At 62.0% G+C, this 4073-nt stretch carries 4 protein-coding genes and 2 pseudogenes; 3 read left to right on the top strand and 3 right to left on the bottom strand.

Annotated features, from left to right (window positions below; translation table 11 throughout):
• Nucleotides 1–157: 157 nt before the first annotated feature.
• On the bottom strand, nucleotides 158–1597 hold the full coding sequence (gene pyk, locus MOV61_RS28830) for a pyruvate kinase (protein WP_038545015.1): 1440 nt from the start codon (nucleotides 1595–1597) through the stop codon (nucleotides 158–160).
• A pseudogene (locus MOV61_RS28825) lies at nucleotides 1597–1989 on the bottom strand (DUF1036 domain-containing protein); the annotation flags it as partial. The gene pyk and the pseudogene MOV61_RS28825, both read right to left, overlap by 1 nt.
• Nucleotides 1990–2279: 290 nt before the next feature.
• Between MOV61_RS28825 and MOV61_RS28820 the strand changes: the two are divergent.
• The 3 genes from MOV61_RS28820 (at nucleotide 2280) to MOV61_RS28810 (ending at nucleotide 3778) form a co-directional block, all read left to right on the top strand.
• Complete coding sequence (locus MOV61_RS28820; protein ID WP_247139038.1) at nucleotides 2280–3071, top strand: N-formylglutamate amidohydrolase; 792 nt, start codon at nucleotides 2280–2282, stop codon at nucleotides 3069–3071.
• Nucleotides 3072–3095: 24 nt separating this feature from the next.
• On the top strand, nucleotides 3096–3419 hold the full coding sequence (locus tag MOV61_RS28815) for a DUF1244 domain-containing protein (protein WP_247139037.1): 324 nt from the start codon (nucleotides 3096–3098) through the stop codon (nucleotides 3417–3419).
• A gap of 86 nt (nucleotides 3420–3505) precedes the next feature.
• On the top strand, nucleotides 3506–3778 hold the full coding sequence (locus MOV61_RS28810; RefSeq protein ID WP_007752220.1) for a DUF2312 domain-containing protein: 273 nt from the start codon (nucleotides 3506–3508) through the stop codon (nucleotides 3776–3778).
• Between the two features lie 88 nt (nucleotides 3779–3866).
• Here the strand turns inward: MOV61_RS28810 and MOV61_RS28805 are convergent.
• Nucleotides 3867–4073 (bottom strand): annotated as a pseudogene (locus tag MOV61_RS28805) (hypothetical protein); the annotation flags it as partial.

Below are 4073 nucleotides of genomic sequence, written 5' to 3'. Positions count from 1 at the left end.
GGCATGAGCCAGCCCATCCTTCTGCGCCTCCCGCCAAGACCTCCCGGCGGAAAAACAAATCCACAAAAACAAAACCCGCCGAAAATATCGACGGGTTTGTCAGCAGTCTGAACCGCCGGATCGCTCCGGCGGTTTTCGTTTGTCCGGGCCTAGCGCCTCAGATGCCGCTCTGGCCGTCCGAGCCGATATAGGCGATGCGCAGCATGTTGGTGGCGCCGGGCGTGCCGAGCGGCACGCCGGCCGAGATGATGATCCGGTCGCCGGGCTTGCCGAATCCTTCCGACACGACGATCCGGCAGGCACGGTTGACCATGTCGTCGAGATCAGTCGCGTCGCTGGTGACGACGCAATGCATGCCCCAGCCGACCGAAAGCCGCCGTGCCGTCTGGACGATCGGCGATAGCGCGATGATCGGCACCTGCGGGCGCTCGCGGGATGCGCGCAAGCCGGTCGTGCCCGACGAGGTGTAGGTGACGATAGCCGCCAGCTTCAAGGTTTCGGCGATCTGGCGAGCGGCCAGCGAAATGGCGTCGGCGCCGGTCGCTTCCGGTGTCGCACGCTGGGCATAGATGATGCTCGGATAGAGCGGATCCTGCTCGACCGTGCTGGCGATCGACGCCATCATCGAGACCGCCTCGACAGGATACTGGCCGGAGGCCGATTCGGCGGAAAGCATGATCGCATCGGCGCCTTCGAAAACGGCGATCGATACGTCCGACACTTCGGCGCGGGTCGGCACCGGGGCGGTGATCATCGATTCCAGCATCTGAGTGGCGACGACGACCGGCTTGCCGGCGCGCCGACACAAGCGGGTCAGCTGCTTCTGGATGCCCGGAACGGCCTCGATCGGCATTTCCACGCCGAGATCGCCGCGCGCCACCATGACCGCGTCGGAAAGCTCGATGATTTCGTCGATGCGCTCCAGCGCCTGGGGTTTCTCGATCTTCGACATGATGCCGACACGGCCGCGGGCGATCTTGCGCACTTCGGCAAGGTCGTCTGGACGCTGGACGAAGGAAAGCGCCACCCAGTCGACATCGTCGGTCGCCAGAACCGCATCGAGGTCGATGCGATCCTTTTCGGTCAGCGCGCCGACGCCGAGCAGGGTATCGGGCAGGCTGACGCCCTTGCGGTCGGAAATGCTGGTGCCGGCGACGACCTTGCAGACGATGCTCTTGCCGTCGGACTTCTCGGCCTTCAGCGCCAGCTTGCCGTCGTCGATCAGCAGGCGATGGCCCACTTTCACAGATTCGAGAATTTCCGGATGCGGCAGGAACACGCGGGTCTCGTCGCCGGGTTCGTCACGGCTGTCGAGCGTGAAGGTCTGGCCGGGGGTCAGCGTTACCTTACCGGCCGCAAATTTGCCGACGCGCAGCTTCGGCCCCTGAAGGTCGGCGAGAATGCCGATCGGCCGGCCGCTGCGCTCTTCGACGGATCGGATGCGCTTGATCAGCGTGCGCATCAGGTCGTGGCTCGCATGGCTCATGTTGATGCGGAAGAGATCGGCCCCCGCTTCGTGCAGCTTCTGGATCATCTCCTCTTCGGACGAAGCGGGTCCGAGGGTGGCGAGGATCTTTACTTTGCGGTTGCGCCTCATCAGTTGTGGCCTTCTTGTGTGCCAGGCGTATCCGAAAGCTGGACCATCCAACTTCCCTGACGGCCCGTGTCATATTCCTTGAAGCCCATGCGCTGGAAGCCACGGGCAAAACAATCGTTGACGCCGACGATCTTGAACTCGTTCTCCGCGACGCACATGTTCACATTGCCGGTCCATCGGCCTCCTCGAGCTGCATCCTCGGCATAAAGATAATAGTAGCGCGACTGCAGTTCGCCTTCGATCAGCGTTGCGCAGGTGGAGGCCGGAACCTGCCACCAGCCTTCCGTGGTCCAGCCTTCGGTGGCGCGGTAGCCAATCGCCACGCCAACGAGGTTCTGCGTGGCGTTGCAAACGCGGAAATCCGCATGCGCGGCAGTCGCCGCGAAAAGCGGAATACCGGAGGCGACCATGGCGGCAAGCGCCGGAGCGGAAACGAGGGAGCGAAGATAAGCTTTTGGGGATTTTTTCGACACGGTTTCCGTCAGGACTCCATGGTTATTCGTGAAGCACTTTCTTCGCGCGGCGGAGTCGGAAAGTCAACGTAACTCTAATCGATTAGTCCGTCTCACGGCCTCAACCCATGCTGATCGCGATGCCAGCACGGCTTGCGTCGCGACTTTCCCCATGTCATCAACACCCGTCTCTCGACCCACCTTTCGCAACCACTTCATTTTCGACGGCGATGCAGGACTTCATTCCTTTCGAGATCATAGAAGGCGATTATGACAGCGGCATGGTGCTGCTCGCCGACCATGCGATGAACCGCCTGCCCGCTTCCCATGGCAGCCTCGGTCTTCCGGAGAGCGCCTTCCACCGCCATATCGCCTTCGATATCGGCGTCGAGGGGCTGACCCGCCAGCTGGCGGCGATGCTGAACGTGCCGGCCGTGCTCGGCTGTTTCTCCCGCCTGCTGATCGATCCGAACCGCGGCGAGGACGATCCGACCCTGATCATGAAGATTTCCGATGGGGCGATCATCCCCGGCAATCATCCGATCACGCAGGAAGAATGGGATTTCCGCCTCGATACCTATCACCGGCCCTATCACCGGGCCGTCGAGCGCACCATCGCCAAGGCAGGCAGCCCGGGCCGCGCGCCGCTCGTCCTGTCGCTGCATTCCTTCACCCCGTTCTGGAAGGGCGTCGCCCGCCCCTGGCACGCAGCTGTGCTCTGGGACAGCGACGATCGCGCCGTGAAGCCCCTCCTGCACCTGCTTGGTGAACCCGGCGACATCGTCGTCGGCGACAACGAACCCTATGACGGTGCGCTTAAAGGTGACACCATGTACCGGCACTGCATGGTGTCGGGAATTCCGCACGCGCTTCTCGAGGTCCGCCAGGACCTGATCGGCGACGAGGTCGGCATCGCCGCCTGGGCGGAAAGGCTGGCGCCAGTCTTCAAGACGCTCAACGCCGACCCCACATTGCATGAATACAGGATCTTTCCCTCGCGCACCGGCCCCTATCCGGTCTGACGCGACGACACCCGGAGATGCGCCATGAGCGAACTCACGCCAATAGAATTGACCAGAGAACAGCAGACCGAATTCGAGGCCGCCGCTTTCCGCCGTCTCGTCCAGCACCTGCACGAGCGCACCGACGTGCAGAATATCGACCTGATGAACCTCGCCGGCTTCTGCCGCAACTGCCTGTCGAACTGGTATCGCGATGCCGCCAACGATGCCGGCATCGACCTCTCCAAGGACGCCTCCCGCGAGATTGTCTATGGCATGCCCTACGAGGATTGGAAAAATCTGCACCAGGCGGAGGCCTCGGATGCACAAAAAGCCGCATTCGACGTGAACAAGCCCGTCCATGGCTGATCGATTTGCCGATTGCGCTTGACCTTGCGGCGGCTTTTCGGCAGTTGACGACCATTCATTGAAATCTACACGATCAGGAGGCCCCGATGTCTGATGCTCATGGCGTCGCCCGCGACCAGCTTCGCGCATTTATCGAGCGTATCGAACGACTGGAAGAAGAAAAGAAGACCATCGCCGACGACATCAAGGATGTCTACGGCGAAGCCAAGGGCATGGGCTACGACACCAAGATCATGAAGAAGGTCATCGCCCTTCGCAAGAAGGACGATCAGGAGCGCATGGAAGAGGATCTGATCCTCGATACCTACCTCCAGGCACTCGGCATGATCGAAGCCCCAGCCGACCAGGATGCCGCCTGATCTTTCGCAAGACATGCAGGCCAGGCACCAAGCATGAAAAAACCCGCCATTTCGGCGGGTTTTTTATGGTCTTCGATCAGTCCGGCGATCAGTTGTTCGGGCCGCTGAAACGGTTCGGGTCGATCGCTACCGTGGCGGCAACCGGCCTGAAGCCGCCGCCGGAATAACCTGCCGAATATTCGTTGTTGAGGGTGCGGCTGACGACGCGCGGTGCCTTCATCGAGGCGGCGGCGCCGGCACGATTGTTGCTGAGAGCCCATTTCGCCAGCACGTCGCCCGTCAGCGCGCCGCCGCT

The organism is Neorhizobium sp. BETTINA12A, from assembly GCF_023006485.1.
GTDB lineage: Bacteria > Pseudomonadota > Alphaproteobacteria > Rhizobiales > Rhizobiaceae > Neorhizobium.
Note: the sequence above shows the minus strand (reverse complement) of the source record. Positions and strands in the feature narration are given on the sequence as shown.